Genomic DNA, 12,708 nt, shown 5'->3' with positions numbered 1-12,708 from the left:
GTGCGGCGGTAATCGCCTGACCCGGGTTGAAGGCGTGAGTGTGGTTACCATCAGATTTGCGCTGCGTACGATAGTCACCGCGTCAAATGCCATCCAATGACCAAAAACCCCATTGGCGCTCTAAAAATTTCTGATCTTTAGCAATTACCATATTTTTTTACGGTCAATTGGAATTTCGACGACAACTCCAATCTAGTCATTCTTGAATGACACAATCTTAATCCACTCCTCCACCTCACTCTCTACCCACACCGCGCACTTCGGTCCAAGCGACCGCGACTTCGGAAACCGCCCCTCGCTCATGCGTTGGTAGATCGCCGAACGCTTGAGCCCGACGCGGTGCATGACCTCGGGCAGCCGCAACAACCGCTGCGGCCGAGCGGCAGAAACCTGCACATCATCATCCTCAATTTTCGCAATATCGTTCGTCGTCATCACAATTCACCTCGTTTGAAGACGGTCCCCTCCAAAACGGGCTGAGCCCCAAGTCATCGCGCCAGCTGCGCCGTCACATCGCGCGCAGCAAAGTCGTCGATATGATTGGCGAGCATGCGCGCGACGAGCTGCGAGGTCCCTTTCGCCCAGCGCGGCCGCAATTCGTCGCAGCGCTCACCCAGCGTGGTTTCGAGGGCACCCGGCAGCGTCACCAGGAACTCTTCCAGAAACGCACCGACATCGTGCCGCATCCACTGACAGGCGCGTTCGTCCTCTCCGCTCAGCGCGAGGATCAGCGTCGAACGGACGGGCACGCCGCAAACCGACAGGATCCGCGCGGCATCCTCGAGCTTGATCGGCCGCTCGCCGCGAATAAGGCGGGTCAGGGTTTCGCGGTGCATGCCGGCCTCGGCAGCAAGGTCAGCGCGCGAACGCCCGGCGCTATCGACGGCGTGGGCCAGAACGCGCGCGATCCGGTCGTTGTGCGCACCTCGATCTTTCGCCTGCCTGTTCATCGTCCTGCCTCGCTGTCGTTATTGCGACTCGCAGACATAGCGACCCAACAGTCTGTAGGAAACAAGAAAGAACATTCATGGAACATCTGGTTTTTCGTTGATCGATGACGAGAGCGAAAGCGTTGTCGTGATTCGTCGACAGAAGGCGCGTGATTCTGCGGAATTGCAGTCGATTTCAGCATACATCGTCATCACCGAACTCCGTCACCAACTCCAGTGATGGTCCATATCCGTCCGCGGCATTGCCCGGATCACACATTCCTCTTTCCTACACCGACTTCCTAGCCGCATGAAGGATCACACAGCGGGTCGACCGCTGGCTCAAGACGCTCAACGAACCGGAGTTTCCTTCATGCACACCCCTTCCCTTCCCGCCGTAAAGTCCAAAAATGCCCATGGCAGGATTGTACTTGGCAAGGCGGCAAACCTCGCCCTGCCGATCGCGCTCGCAGCCCTTGTGGGCGGCACGGCCTATGCCGGCGCCGACACCACCTTCAATCCGGCGCTCACCATGTTCACCGACTTCCTCGAAGGTTCGGGCGGCAAGATCATCACCGTCCTCAGTCTCGCCGGCGGCCTGATTGCGCTTGCCTCGGGCCGCTTTGCGCTGGGCCAGGTCGCGGTTCCGGTCGGCGTCGGGATTGGCGTCGGCACGGGCGTTCCCATTGTCACCTCTGTCGTGACCGCGGTGATCTGACGCCGCTTGCGGTCACGACGGGAGGGCGGCCACGATGGCAGACCGGTACATGATCCCAAGGCGTCTCGACGATCCGGAGCTGATCGGCTTCTGGACCATCGACGAGTTCGCCGGGATGATCATCCCCTTCGCCTGGGGGATCCTTGCCCAGCACATACTGATCGGCATTGCGCTTGCCATGGGAGCCTGGTTCGCTCTGCGAAAGGCAAAGGCAGGACGCACAAGCTCCTGGCTTCTCCATGCCGCCTATTGGTATCTGCCGGCAGGCTTTACCGGCCTTGTCGCAACGCCGCCCTCCCACTGCCGCCGCCTGGCAGGCTGAGGAGGAAAAGCCATGCTCCATGATTTTGCTCACGAGCGCCAGCAGGTGCTGCTGCGCCAGCGCAACATGTTCGCGCTTGCCAGCGCCGGGCTCGCCGTCGCGCTCGTCGTCACCACGGGTTTGGCCATGACCCGCGCCCGCGAGGTCGTGCTGCTGCCGACGCTCGAGCGCCCGCTGACGGTCTCGAGCGCAGGGGTCGAAGGCGACTATCTCGAACTCGTCACCCGCGACGTCGCGCTGATGCTCCTCAATCGCAGCCCGGAAGGGCTCGACTACTGGATGGAAACGATCCTCGATGTCGCCGATCCCGCGCATCGCGGCAAACTGAAAGCCGACCTCGTCAAGATCGTTGCCGAACAGCGCGGTTCCGACGTCAGCCAGGCCTTCGTCATCACCCGGATGACCGTCGATCCGAAAAGACTGACGTCCGAGGTTTCGGGAAAGCTCAAGACCTTCGTCGGCTCGCAAGTGATCGCGAGCGACGAGCGCCAGTTCCGCCTGACCTGGACCTATCGGGGTCTCAGGCTCGCGCTTGCCGGGTTCGCCCAGATTTCCACGGACAAAGACCAGAAGGAGGCTGGATGATGCTCTGGCCCAATTCCATTTCGCATCCGCCGCTCGCGGGCCTTGCGATCGCCGTCGGACTTGCCGGCGCCACGCCCGCTTCGGCCGACCAGTTCAAGCAGGCCGCCGACGGTGCGGCGATCGACTGCACCGTGTCGCAGCGTGAGCTCACACGCTTCGCCCTGGTCGAGGACCAGTTCGCCAGTGTCTCGAAGATCTCGAGCGGCTATCCCTACAGCGATTTCGCGGTGAGCAACGAACCGCTGCGCGGCGATATCTATGTCTCGATCCCCGAGACATTCGCCGCCCGCTCGATCAGCTTCTTTGCGACGACGAAGAAAGGCCAGGTCTACAAGTTCGCCTGCCGCATCGAGGCGATTGGCGCGCAGCAGGTCTTCATCACCAATCCCGCGCTCGGGCAAAGTGCCGCCGCGCGTTTCGAGAAGGCGACCGCACCCGAAGAGACAGCCGTGCGGCTGATCCGCGCGATGGCAAGCGATGAACTGATCGAAGGCTACGAGATCCGCAGCCTTGGCGGACTGCCGGCGCGCGTCGGCGATTTAGATATCCAGCTGGTCAGCGATTACCGGGGCGCGGCCTTCACCGGCAAAGTGCTGCGGATCGCCAACCGCACCAGCGAACCGGTCACGCTCGATCCCGATGCGCTGGCACCGGCAGGCACGCTCGCCCTCGCCTTCGGCAAGGACGACCTCGCGCCCGGCGAAGCGACCAGCGCCTATCTCGTCACCGGCGCAGGAGCCTTTTCTCATGACTGATGCGACGAAGCCGCAAAACAGCGCTCCCAAGGCCGACGCTACCAAGGTGCCCAGCGCAGCCGCGCCGGGCAAGGCCGCCGCCGCCAGCAATATCAACGAGCGCACCCAACGCCGGCAGAAGATGCTCTTCGCTTCGATTGGCGCCGTTGCGCTATTGGGTGGCAGCTGGATCATCTTCGGGGGCGAGGATGGCAATTCCGGCGATGCCGATGGCGCGCGCACGATCGAGACCGCCGGTCTTGTCAATCGTGACCTAGCCAACCGCGAGTTCGTCTCGGTCTTCGACAACCGCGTCGGCAATGTCGAGCAGCAGCAGAAGAAGCTCGCCGAAAACCAGCTGCCGCGCAGCGAGCTTGAAGCCCAGCTCCAGGCGATCCGCGCCGAGAACGAAATGATGCGCGCCGATGGAGAAGCGGCGATCGACGCGATTTCGGCGGAGAACGCGGACCTCAAAACCCGGCTTGCAACAGCCGAGACCGCAGCAACTACGACACCGCCGCCACCGGCCTATGGCCCGCAGGCGGGCGGCTATGATGCGCGCGGCCTGGGCTCTCCGACCGGTCCGACGCCATCCGGCGCTGCGACGGGTCTTGATGGCAATGCGCCTGCCGGTGTCCGGCTGCTCAATTTCGCGTCGGACAAGAGTCCTGCCGGCGCCTCGCTGCGCCGCGCCGAAGCGCCGCCGCTGGTGATCGAGGATTCGCCCGAATACCTGCCGCCCAATTCCTATGCGCCGGCGCGCGTCATTGTCGGGGTCGACGCCTCGGCAGGCGTTGCCTCGCAAACCGATCCGCTGCCCGTCGTGCTGCGCATTACCGGCCCGGCCCGCTCGGTGCTGCAGGATGGGCGCGTGCTCACCACCCGGATCGAGGGCTGCGTGGTCAATGGCGCGGCGCGCGGCGACCTCTCCTCGGAAAAGGTCTACGTCATGCTGGCACGCATGACCTGCGACCAGCCCGGGGGCCGCGTCGCGGTCTCCGAGGTCAAGGGCTTCATCGCCTTTGCCGGCAAGTCGGGCGTGCGCGGCCGGGTCGTCAGCCGCGAGGGATCGCTGATCAGCCAGGCGCTGCTTGCCGGCATCGTCGGCGGGTTCGGGCGGGGCTTTTCCGCCAATGCCAATTCGGTGTTTTCCGGGATCACCGCCAATTCCGACGGCACGCGCTCGAAACTCTCGGGCACCGACATCCTCGCCGGCGGTCTCGGCCAGGGCGCGGGCGATGCCGCCGATACGGTGAGCAAATATCTCATCGAACGCGCCGAACAATACCAACCCGTCGTCGAGATGCCGACCGGCATCGAAGTCGAGATCGTGTTTCTCGACGGCGCCTTCGTGAGGAATGCCCAATGACCCCGAAGCCCCACTTTACCGAACGCCTGCGCACCCGCGTCCGAATGCTCGGCGGCTCCCGCTGGACCAAACCCACCGCGGCCACGCTCGCCGTCCTCGCGCTTTCGGGCGCAACCGGATGGGGCGTCGCGAGTTTCGCGCAAGGGACGAGTGCCGCAACGACAGAGGCCGTCAAGGAAGCGCTGAAAGTCCGTCTGCCGAAGACCGCAATCGATGCGATCGTCTGCAAGGGGCTTGGCGGTCTGTGCGAAGTCGCCTCGAAGCAGACGCTGTTCTATGTCGACAAGACCGCACGATATCTGGTGATCGGCCGGGTCTACGACATGGAGACCCGGCAGGATCTGACCGCCGCGAGGCTGCTCGAGCTCAATCCCGACCTGCTCGCCGCGGGCGCGGCGCGGCGCAGCGAAGCGGACAGCGACAATTCGTCAGCACCGACGCGCGCTGCAGCTGCTGCCAACGTCGACTTGTCCAAACTGTCCGACAAGGGTGCGATCCATTGGGGTCCGAAGGACGGCCCGCGCGTCATGGTCTTCTCCGATTTCCACTGCGGCTACTGCAAAAAGCTCGAAGCCGAACTGAAAGCGATCGGCGCGCGCGTTGAGGAACGCCCGATCTCGATCTTCGGCGCCGAAAGCCGCAAGTTGGCCGAACAGGTGCTCTGCGCGCGGCGGCCCGACGTCTCGCTGCGCATGGCCTATGCCGGGGTTGCGCTGGCCACATCCCAACCTTGCGATGTCTCCGGTCTCGACGAAAACGAGGCTTTTGCCAGGGCGCACGGGTTTGGCGGCACGCCGGTACTCGTCCGGCCCTCCGACGGCGCGGTGCTCGAGGGCTATCGCCCCGCCGAAGCGCTGCGCGCCTTTCTCACCGCCACCCCGAAGACGCGCTGAGGAACCCGACCCATGACCCATTTTCTCCGCCCCCTCGTGCTCCTGCCCGTTGTCCTCGCCGCCAGTGGCTGCGTCGGGCTTGGCACCAATATCGAAGGCGACTTTTCCTGCCGGGCGCTCAAGGGCACCTGCGCGCCGACCGCCGTCACCGACAAGGACGCCGTCGCCGGGATCGCCAGTGCCGAACCGGAGCCGGTATCACGCGCTCTCGCCGCCGGTCCGCTCACGCCCGGCGATAGCTCGCGCACTGCCGAGCGGCGGTTGAAAGTCATCTTTCCCGCGCATGTCGATGCTTCGGGCACGCTCCACGAAGAAGCCGTCGCCTGGATTGTCGTCGAGACCCCGCGCTGGGCCGCCGAGCTTCAGGGCAATACCGCCAGGGGCCGCCCGGCAACGCTGCTGCGCGCGATCAGGCGCCAGATCCGTGATGCCGAAGATAGTGCTGATCCCAGTGCCAATGCCCGCGCCGACGTCGCAGCGCCGCCAGCAGGCGATCCGTTCGTCGCACAACCTTTTACCGCTACCTCGCCGCTTCCTCCCCCGGTCCCCTCCGAGGCGCGCGAGGCAGATGCCGGCCCACCCCTGCCGGCAGCCGGGGGACCTCGAGACGGCACCGTCCCGCCCGATCGGGTCTCCCGGCAATTTGTTCCCTCACCCGCGTCTGCGCCGGCGCAGGTGATCCGTCCCGGCTTCCCGACCCTCGATGCTGTCGTCGCCGCGCAAAGCGCAGAAGAACAAAAGGAGTCCAGATAAATGGCGCTCTCGATCGGAACACTGGCCGACCGCGTGCTCACCGGCCTCCTCGGCGACGCCGAACATGGCGAAGCCGCGAGGCCCGCGCTCATGCTCGACATGCTCTCGGACTGGCTCCCTTACCGGGTCTTCGATCCCGCAAGCCGGCTCTATATCAACGCTCGCTCGAAAGGCTTTGTCCTCGCCGTCACGCCGCTGATCAGCGCCGACGAGCGCACTGGCGAGATCCTGGGCGCGTGGTTTTCCGAAGGCCTCCCCGAAGGCGCCTGCGTCCAGATCCTGCACTACGCGAGCCCGCGCATCAGCCGGATCGTCGCGCCCTGGTTTGCGCCGCGCTATTTGCAGGGCGGGGTCTACGAAGCGATCGCGCGTCACCGCGCGCGCCGGCTCTACGGCCTCGTCTGGAAATCTGGCTCGAGCGATGCGCCGTTCCATGCCCGCCACCACCAGGTCGTGATCTCGGTCGGCGTGCCGTCGAAGAGCGAAGTGCCAAGCGACGAGCTCGCCCAGGCCCGCGACGGGCTGGTCTCGATGCTGAAGTCCTTGAACTTGGGGGTCAACGAAGTGGGTCCCGAAGCGCTGATCGCGCTGGTCGACGATCTCACCTCGCCCACGACCGCGCCGCAGGACGATGCGCTGGCCTACAATCCGCACGATCCGATTGCAGCCCAAATCCTGCGCCGCGATATCGAATTGACGGTCGAGGATGACCGGCTCGTGCTCGCGACCGAGCGCTTCCGCGCGACCGGCGAGGAGCACGACGGCGTGCCCGAGATCGGCACCGTCTATCCCGACGCGTTCGATGTGCGCCATTACGCGGTGCGCAACATGCCTGCGCGCTGGGCGCCCTGGGAATGCGCGCGGCTTATCGGCGATCTCTTCACCGACAAGCTGCGCTTTCCCTGTCCTGCCGCGACGATGCTCTGCCTCGTCTATCCCGACCGCCAGGCCGCCGAAGCCAGGGCCGGCTACAAGTTCATGCGCACGACGACACTCGCGGGTTCCAAAAGCGCGCGCTTCCTGCCCCGCCTTGCCGAGCAGTCCGCCGAATGGCAGCATGTCCAGGCCGAACTCCAGGAAGGCCGGCGGCTCGTGAAAGTCTTCTATGGGCTCACCAGCTTTTCGCCATTGGGCGAAGGCGACCGGCACGAGCGAGCGATCAAGTCGATCTACAAGGCGGCCGGATGGGACCTTGCCGACGAACGCTTTCTGCAGATCCAGGGGCTCGTCGCCGCGCTACCGCTGACGCTGGCCGATGGCCTTGCCACCGACATGGCGCGTTTGAAGCGCATGCGCACGCTCCTGTCGACAACGGCGGCGCATATCGCGCCGATGCAGGGCGAGTATTTGGGCGGCCCGCTGCCGCATCTCCTGCTGGTCGGGCGGCGCGGCCAGCCCTTCTACTGGTCGCCCTTCGAAAACGAGGCCGGCAACCACAATGTCGCGATCTGCGGCAAGTCGGGTTCGGGGAAATCGGTGCTGCTCCAGGAAATGTGCGCGGCGCTGCGCGGTGCGGGCGCCGAGGTCGTGGTCATCGACGACGGGCGCAGCTTCGAGCATTCGGTCAAACTGCAGGGCGGCCGCTTCGTCGAGTTCACGCTCGCCTCGGGCTTCTGCCTCAATCCCTTCTCGATGATCGATGCGCTGCGCGCCGAAGACGACGAGGATTACCGGCTCGACTGCTTCGCGATGGTCAAAGCCATTATCGGCCAGATGGCGCGCTATAGCGCGCCGCTCAATGACACCGAGCGCGGCCTCATCGACAAGGCGGTGAACGAGGTCTGGTCGGCGCACGGATCCGCCGCCAGCGTCACTATGGTCGGCGAGGCGCTCGCCGCATCCGACAAGCCCGCCGCGCACGATCTTGCGACCGCGCTCGCGCCTTTCATGCGAGGGGGAACCTACGGGGCCTTCTTTGAGGGCCAGGCGAGCCTCGAGGTCGGTGCCCCCTTCATTGTCTACGAGATGAGCGATCTTGCCGCGCGCGAAGAACTGCGCGCGGTCGTGCTCTCGGCGATCATGTTCATGACCAGCCAGGCGATGACCCGCAGCGACCGGTCGGTGAAGAAGCTGCTGCTGATCGACGAGGCCTGGAGTCTCCTCAAGGGCGGGTCGATGGGTGAGTTCGTCGAAACTTATGCCCGCACCTGCCGCAAATATGGCGGCGCGCTCGCCACCGCGACCCAGTCGCTCAATGACTACTACAAGTCGGACGGCGCGACCGCGGCGCTCGAAAACAGCGACTGGATGCTGATCCTCCAGCAGAAGAGCGAGACGATCGCCGATTTCAAGGCGTCGAAGCGCCTCGACATGGACGACCGCTCCGAGACGCTGATCCGCAGCCTCAAGCGCTCGGGCACCGACTATTCCGAAGTCTTCATCAAGGGGCCCGAGACCGAGGCGATCGGTCGCCTCGTCCTCGATCCTTTTTCGGCGACGCTGTTTTCAAGCTCGCCCGGAACATTCGCCGCGATCGAACATGAGATCGCGCGCGGTCACCAGCTGGCCGATGCCATCGAACGCATCGCCTTTCCCGATACGCAGACACCCGATTGAAGGACCGATTTTTCTCATGAACATGCATATCTCCACCCCCGTCGACCGCGCGCTGGCCGCAGCTCCCACACGGGACAAACATACGGGCGCAACCCTGCCGCAGCGCCTCGCGCGGTGGCGTCGGCATAGCGCCGATATTGCCTACATCAGCCTCAAGGCCTGCGGCTTCCTCGGCACCTGCTGGCTGATGGCCTTCGGGCTGCCACTGCTCTTCTTCCTCGCGATCTCGGGCGGCAATCTCGACGTGCTGTTCTGGCAGGTGGACAATCTTGCCGCGCGCTGGATCGCCGCCGACGCGGCACGCAAGATCGCCTTTTCGCAGACGGTTCAAGTCGTGCTGATTTCGAGCACCACGCTGATCGCGATGTGGCGGCTGCCGGCCTTCCTGGCAGACGTCACCGGTAGCCCGGTGCAGCGGGATGACGCACGATGACCACGAGCCTCATCCCATCGGGTGCGCGCCGACAATTGTTCGGCGTGCCGCTTGCCTCGCTCGGGCTTGGCGTGCTGCTGCTCGCCGCTCTCCTCTGGGGTGCCTGGGCGACACGCACGCTGCTGGCGCTGCAAAGCCGCGAAGTCGTGACCGTCGAACTCTCGGGGCTGATCGGCGCTTTCGTCGAGGCCGAAGCGCGGAGCGGCGCCGACCCCACAGCAAGCCAGCGGCGCGTTGCTGCCTATCTGCAAGCCATCGACGCCTCGGTCGATGCGCTGGGCCGCGATGGTCGCACCGTGCTCGTCGGCGAAGCCGTGCTCGCGGGCCAGGCCCGCGACATGACGCCCATCGTGCGCGCCGATGTCGCGCGCCGAATGGAGGCACTCGCCCATGCCGCACGCTGATAGTCTTCGCCCTCATCCCGAGCCCTGTGCCCGCAGGACCTGGCCGCGCCTCGCCCTGCTGGCAGGTCTGGGCGCCGGCGCGCTGGCGCTCACCGCGCTGCATGGCTTTGCCAAAAGCCATGCGCTGATGATCAATGCCAGCCCCTCGCTGCCGCATTGGGCGATCTGGCTGGACAAGGACACCGCGCCGACGCGCGGCATGATCGTGCTGTTCGCGCCGCCGCCGTCCGAGCTCCTCTCTGCGCATTTCGGGGAGAAACCGCAACCTTTCGGCAAGCGCGTGCTCGGCATGCCCGGCGACGTGGTGACGCGGCAAGGCCGAACCTTCGCCATCAACGGCGAGGTCGTCGCCACGGCCAAGCCGAAAAGCCGTAAGGGCGAGGCCCTCGCGCTCGGGCCGACGGGCACGATCCCTGCCGGCTGTTATTACGTCGGCACCGACCATCCCGATTCCTTCGATAGCCGCTATGCCGCCATCGGCTGGATTTGTGAGAACCGCATCCTCGGGGTCGGGAGGCCGATCCTGTGACCCGTGCGCGCCGCCTCGCCCTCGTGTTGCCGATCGCGCTGGCCGGCCTTGCCGCGGCATCGCCCACCACCGCGCGCGACTATGGCCAGCAGGGCACGGTCTGGGCCATCGCCGAACCCGACCTGCTCACGCAGATCCACGCTCGCCTCGCCGCGCTCGAGGCGAGCGGCGAGACGAAAAGACTCAACGAACGGCTGAAGCAGCGCACGATCGCCCACGTCAATCGACCGACGGCGGTCGCCGGTCTCACGCGCGCCGAAACGCCGCGGACATGGCTGTTCGATCCGACGATTGCGGTCGGCGAAAACATCACCGACGACAAGGGCCGCGTCATCATCGCCGCCGGCACCCGGGTCAATCCGCTGGACAGCGTGCCGCTACGCCAGGCGCTCATCTTTCTCGACGGCGACGATCCCGAGCAACTCGCCTGGGCAACGAAGACCTACGCCAGCACCAAGGCAAAATTGATCCTGGTGGCAGGCGCGCCGCTCGAACTGATGAAGGCCCGCCAGCGCCGCTTCTGGTTCGACCAGGAGGGCAAGCTGGTGCGCCGCTTCGGCATTCGCGCCGTCCCCGCCGTCGTCGAACAGCAGGGTCGCAAGCTCCAGGTCCGCGAACACGCGCTGCCTTCCAAACCGGAGCGGCAACCATGACGGCTCGTCCCTTCGCTCTGATCGTCCGGCTGCTGTTCGTCATTCTGGCCTGCCTTGCGCTCGCCGCTACGCCGGCGCGCGCCGATGCCGGGCCGGGACGTTGCACGGGGAGTTTCGTGAACCCGATCACCGATATCTGCTGGTCGTGCCTGTTCCCGATCTCGGTCGGATCATTGAAAATCTGGCCCTCGAACCGGCCCGATCCCGACAATCCCGATTTGCCGGTGTGCCTGTGCGGTCTTCGCCCCGGCATCGCCATGGGGTTCTGGGAGCCCGTGCGGCTCGCTGATGTCTCGATGAAACCCTGGTGCTTCGTGAACCTTGGTGGTCTCAAACTCGATCCCGGCTTCGACATCGGCTTCAAGACCATGGCCGGGCCTTCGGCCGTCGGCGGCGCGACGCAGTACCATTCGCAGTGGCACGTCCACTGGTATGCCTATCCGCTGATCTACTGGATGGAACTCGTCGCCGATTTCCTGTGCCTGGAATCCGGCTCGGTCGACATTCTCTATATCTCCGAGCTCGATCCGCTCTGGCAGGATTCCGAACTCACCGCGATCATCAATCCCGAAGCGGTGCTCTTCGCCAATCCGCTGGCGCTGGCCGCCTGCGCTGCCGATTGCGTCGAGGCAACCCGCAAGCTTCCGAGCGACAAGCTCTTCTGGTGCGCGGGCTGCCAGGGATCGATGTATCCGCTGAATGGCAATGTCTCGGCGACGATCGGCCATGTCCAGGCCTCGCGCCTCGTCCTCTCACGCTTTGCCTACAAGCTCCACCGCGAACTCGCCGCCTGGGGCACGATGGGTTCGAAGGGCCTGTGCGGCAAATACCTGATGCCGGTGATGCGAAAGCAGCAATACCGCTTCCAGGCCACCAATCCCAACCCCCAGACGAGCGGGCGCTATGCCTGCGCCCCCATCGGCGCCTCGACGACATTCATGTCGGCAGGCCAGGTCTATCCCGCCATCGGCGAGGACATGGGCTACCTCGTCTGGCGCAAAAGAAACTGCTGCGCCTTATGAAATCGAAACTTTCCCTCGCCATGCTCGCCAGCCTTGCGATGACCGCCGGCCTTGCCGCCGCCTCGGCGCAAGTCAGCGAGCCCGAGCTCGATCTCGCCAAGATCCGCGCGGCGGCAAAAGAGCAGGCAAACGATGCCGAAGCGCTCGCCGCCGAAGCGCGCCGCCGCGCCGAAGCAGTCACCGAGCAGGCCAAGCAAGCCGCGCAAGACGGTGCCGACAACGGTGCGCGCTATACCGCGGCCGTCCGAGCCAGTACCAACAATGTCGACGACAGCCAGGCCTTCGACTTCGACCGGATGATTGCCGATGCGGGCGAGATGGCCGAGGCCGAGCTTGCGGGCCAGCCCCGGCTGATCGCCTTTGCCAGCACGGCAATGCCCAGGGCCGCGCTCGCCGCGATGATCGCCGACGTCGGCAAGGCGGGCGGCGTGGTCGTGCTGCGCGGATTCCCGCAAGGCAGCGCCAAACGCCTGACTGCTGCGCTCGCACCGATTGCGCAGGACAGCGAAGCCCTCGAGCATGTCGGCATCGACCCGCGCCTGTTCCACGCTTTCCACGTCGAGGCCGTCCCGACCTACGTCGTCGCCGCGAGCGACTTCGCGCTCTGCGACGGGTTCGACTGCACGAGCATTGTTCCGCCGCACGACCGGATGAGCGGCAATGTGACGCTCGCCCATGTCCTCGAGACGTTTGCGCAAGGCAACGGTCCCGGCGCGTGGATCGCCGCGCAGCACCTCGCCCAGCTGAATGGAGAGCGGCCATGATCCGCGCTGGAACCGTAGCCGCGCTCGCGCTGGCGGTCGTGTTC

Annotated in this window: 16 protein-coding genes; 14 read left to right on the top strand and 2 right to left on the bottom strand. The window is 65.4% G+C overall.

The genetic code is table 11. The features are described 5' to 3' along the window. Positions 1-192 precede the first annotated feature (192 nt). Positions 193-435 (bottom strand): helix-turn-helix transcriptional regulator, encoded by a 243-nt coding sequence (locus tag A7A77_RS14635; protein ID WP_066559996.1) that lies wholly within the window; start codon positions 433-435, stop codon positions 193-195. A gap of 53 nt (positions 436-488) precedes the next feature. Next, positions 489-950 carry a helix-turn-helix domain-containing protein gene (locus A7A77_RS14630; protein WP_066559990.1) on the bottom strand — a complete coding sequence of 154 codons (462 nt, stop codon included), beginning with the start codon at positions 948-950 and terminating at the stop codon, positions 489-491. Between the two features lie 352 nt (positions 951-1,302). Here A7A77_RS14630 and A7A77_RS14625 point away from each other — a divergent pair, with 352 nt between their 5' ends. Genes A7A77_RS14625 through trbC form a run of 14 tightly spaced genes read left to right on the top strand, consistent with a single transcriptional unit; the run spans position 1,303 to position 12,664 of the window. Further along, positions 1,303-1,647, top strand: a complete 345-nt coding sequence (locus tag A7A77_RS14625) for a hypothetical protein (RefSeq protein WP_066559987.1) — start codon at positions 1,303-1,305, stop codon at positions 1,645-1,647. A gap of 34 nt (positions 1,648-1,681) precedes the next feature. Then, positions 1,682-1,969, top strand: coding sequence for a type IV conjugative transfer system protein TraL (traL, locus tag A7A77_RS14620; RefSeq protein WP_066559984.1), 288 nt, complete (start codon positions 1,682-1,684; stop codon positions 1,967-1,969). 12 nt (positions 1,970-1,981) lie between these two features. Continuing rightward, the gene (locus tag A7A77_RS14615; RefSeq protein ID WP_066559981.1) at positions 1,982-2,554 is read left to right on the top strand and encodes a type IV conjugative transfer system protein TraE; all 573 of its coding nucleotides are present in this window, start codon (positions 1,982-1,984) and stop codon (positions 2,552-2,554) included. Beyond that, positions 2,551-3,309: a type-F conjugative transfer system secretin TraK gene (locus tag A7A77_RS14610; RefSeq protein ID WP_156500593.1), complete on the top strand. Its 759-nt coding sequence runs from the start codon at positions 2,551-2,553 to the stop codon at positions 3,307-3,309. Before A7A77_RS14615 ends, A7A77_RS14610 begins: the two co-directional genes overlap by 4 nt. After that, entirely contained in the window at positions 3,302-4,657 is a 1,356-nt protein-coding gene (locus A7A77_RS14605) for a TraB/TrbI/VirB10 family type IV secretion system protein (protein WP_082836162.1), read from the top strand. Before A7A77_RS14610 ends, A7A77_RS14605 begins: the two co-directional genes overlap by 8 nt. Before the next feature lie 44 nt (positions 4,658-4,701). Next, positions 4,702-5,550, top strand: a complete 849-nt coding sequence (locus A7A77_RS14600; RefSeq protein ID WP_066560103.1) for a DsbC family protein — start codon at positions 4,702-4,704, stop codon at positions 5,548-5,550. A 12-nt stretch (positions 5,551-5,562) separates the two neighbouring features. Then, positions 5,563-6,303, top strand: coding sequence for a hypothetical protein (locus tag A7A77_RS14595; protein ID WP_066559979.1), 741 nt, complete (start codon positions 5,563-5,565; stop codon positions 6,301-6,303). After that, on the top strand, positions 6,304-8,859 hold the full coding sequence (gene traC / locus A7A77_RS14590) for a type IV secretion system protein TraC (RefSeq protein ID WP_066559976.1): 2,556 nt from the start codon (positions 6,304-6,306) through the stop codon (positions 8,857-8,859). Positions 8,860-8,875: 16 nt separating this feature from the next. Further along, positions 8,876-9,292 carry a hypothetical protein gene (locus A7A77_RS14585; protein WP_066559974.1) on the top strand — a complete coding sequence of 139 codons (417 nt, stop codon included), beginning with the start codon at positions 8,876-8,878 and terminating at the stop codon, positions 9,290-9,292. Beyond that, on the top strand, positions 9,289-9,696 hold the full coding sequence (locus A7A77_RS14580; protein WP_066559961.1) for a TrbI F-type domain-containing protein: 408 nt from the start codon (positions 9,289-9,291) through the stop codon (positions 9,694-9,696). Before A7A77_RS14585 ends, A7A77_RS14580 begins: the two co-directional genes overlap by 4 nt. Further along, a complete protein-coding gene (locus tag A7A77_RS14575) occupies positions 9,683-10,225 on the top strand; it encodes a S26 family signal peptidase (protein WP_066559959.1) in 543 nt (180 codons plus the stop codon). Before A7A77_RS14580 ends, A7A77_RS14575 begins: the two co-directional genes overlap by 14 nt. Further along, a complete protein-coding gene (gene traW, locus A7A77_RS14570) occupies positions 10,222-10,878 on the top strand; it encodes a type-F conjugative transfer system protein TraW (RefSeq protein ID WP_425388579.1) in 657 nt (218 codons plus the stop codon). The genes A7A77_RS14575 and traW overlap by 4 nt, the downstream gene beginning before the upstream one ends. Then, positions 10,875-11,900, top strand: coding sequence for a conjugal transfer pilus assembly protein TraU (traU, locus tag A7A77_RS14565; RefSeq protein ID WP_066559957.1), 1,026 nt, complete (start codon positions 10,875-10,877; stop codon positions 11,898-11,900). Before traW ends, traU begins: the two co-directional genes overlap by 4 nt. Before the next feature lie 20 nt (positions 11,901-11,920). Next, complete coding sequence (trbC, locus tag A7A77_RS14560; RefSeq protein ID WP_245638499.1) at positions 11,921-12,664, top strand: type-F conjugative transfer system pilin assembly protein TrbC; 744 nt, start codon at positions 11,921-11,923, stop codon at positions 12,662-12,664. Positions 12,665-12,708 lie beyond the last annotated feature (44 nt).

Source organism: Croceicoccus bisphenolivorans (assembly GCF_001634625.1).
GTDB lineage: Bacteria > Pseudomonadota > Alphaproteobacteria > Sphingomonadales > Sphingomonadaceae > Croceicoccus > Croceicoccus bisphenolivorans.
The sequence above is the reverse complement of the archived record's forward strand: the minus strand, read 5'-3'. Positions and strand labels throughout refer to the sequence as shown.

Coding starts and splice junctions, on each gene's coding strand:
- A7A77_RS14580 (WP_066559961.1), top strand. CDS start 9,289: ATGACCACGAGCCTCATCCCATCGGGTGCGCGCCGACAATTGTTCGGC.
- A7A77_RS14595 (WP_066559979.1), top strand. CDS start 5,563: ATGACCCATTTTCTCCGCCCCCTCGTGCTCCTGCCCGTTGTCCTCGCC.
- A7A77_RS14635 (WP_066559996.1), bottom strand. CDS start 435: ATGACGACGAACGATATTGCGAAAATTGAGGATGATGATGTGCAGGTT.
- A7A77_RS14575 (WP_066559959.1), top strand. CDS start 9,683: ATGCCGCACGCTGATAGTCTTCGCCCTCATCCCGAGCCCTGTGCCCGC.
- A7A77_RS14610 (WP_156500593.1), top strand. CDS start 2,551: ATGATGCTCTGGCCCAATTCCATTTCGCATCCGCCGCTCGCGGGCCTT.
- A7A77_RS14605 (WP_082836162.1), top strand. CDS start 3,302: ATGACTGATGCGACGAAGCCGCAAAACAGCGCTCCCAAGGCCGACGCT.
- traL (WP_066559984.1), top strand. CDS start 1,682: ATGGCAGACCGGTACATGATCCCAAGGCGTCTCGACGATCCGGAGCTG.
- traC (WP_066559976.1), top strand. CDS start 6,304: ATGGCGCTCTCGATCGGAACACTGGCCGACCGCGTGCTCACCGGCCTC.
- A7A77_RS14625 (WP_066559987.1), top strand. CDS start 1,303: ATGCACACCCCTTCCCTTCCCGCCGTAAAGTCCAAAAATGCCCATGGC.
- traU (WP_066559957.1), top strand. CDS start 10,875: ATGACGGCTCGTCCCTTCGCTCTGATCGTCCGGCTGCTGTTCGTCATT.
- trbC (WP_245638499.1), top strand. CDS start 11,921: ATGCTCGCCAGCCTTGCGATGACCGCCGGCCTTGCCGCCGCCTCGGCG.
- A7A77_RS14630 (WP_066559990.1), bottom strand. CDS start 950: ATGAACAGGCAGGCGAAAGATCGAGGTGCGCACAACGACCGGATCGCG.
- A7A77_RS14600 (WP_066560103.1), top strand. CDS start 4,702: ATGCTCGGCGGCTCCCGCTGGACCAAACCCACCGCGGCCACGCTCGCC.
- A7A77_RS14615 (WP_066559981.1), top strand. CDS start 1,982: ATGCTCCATGATTTTGCTCACGAGCGCCAGCAGGTGCTGCTGCGCCAG.
- A7A77_RS14585 (WP_066559974.1), top strand. CDS start 8,876: ATGAACATGCATATCTCCACCCCCGTCGACCGCGCGCTGGCCGCAGCT.